The sequence below is a fragment of the Mesorhizobium sp. M4B.F.Ca.ET.089.01.1.1 genome (assembly GCF_004022605.1).
GTDB lineage: Bacteria > Pseudomonadota > Alphaproteobacteria > Rhizobiales > Rhizobiaceae > Mesorhizobium > Mesorhizobium abyssinicae.
Map to the genome: position 1 here is coordinate 1 of NZ_RZOS01001194.1, position 603 is coordinate 603.

The window sequence follows — 603 nt, forward strand, 5'->3', positions numbered from 1 at the left end:
TCGGCGATTCCATGAAACGCTGAACCGCTCTAGATCGCAACTTACCTGATCGAAGCGGGAGCCAGTGCGCGTGAAAGGCTGGCTTCGCCCTTGCCGTAGACGGAGGCGTTGTAGTTGAGCAGCGTGTCGGTACGAGCCGTGTTCAGCAACTGGTTGGTGATCTGTGTCGGCGTTGCCGTGGTGAATTTGCTGCCAACGATCGCCGCGTAGCCGGAAATGATCGGCGCCGCGAACGAGGTGCCGTAAAGGCCCGTCTTGCTGCCGGTGACACCCACGACAAGGAAATGGCTCTGCACGAGCGGGTTGGAGCCGGCGTAGTTGGAGTAGGAGGCAAGCTGGGCCTTGCTGGTCGTCGTGCCGTTGGTGGAGAGCGCGCCGACGAAGATCGCCGAGGCTTTGCCGACCAGCGCGAGGTTGAGGTAATCCTGCTGGCCGTTCTTGATGCCGCCGACGGCGACCGCATCGTTGCCGGCGGCCTTCGAGACGACGGCCGACCCCTTGGTGGCATAGGAGATGATCGAGGCTTCCTCCGGCGCCCAGCCGATCTGGCTGGTGCTGTAACCCGCCCTGGCGTACATGCCGTAGCTCAGATTGAGCACGTTC

The 603-nt window shown here is 62.7% G+C and carries 1 protein-coding gene; it reads right to left on the reverse strand.

The window, feature by feature from the left end; all coding sequences use genetic code 11:
- Positions 1 to 41: 41 nt before the first annotated feature.
- On the reverse strand, positions 42 to 603 hold a 562-nt coding region (locus EN780_RS36730), incomplete at its 5' end, for a S8 family serine peptidase (RefSeq protein WP_145971050.1).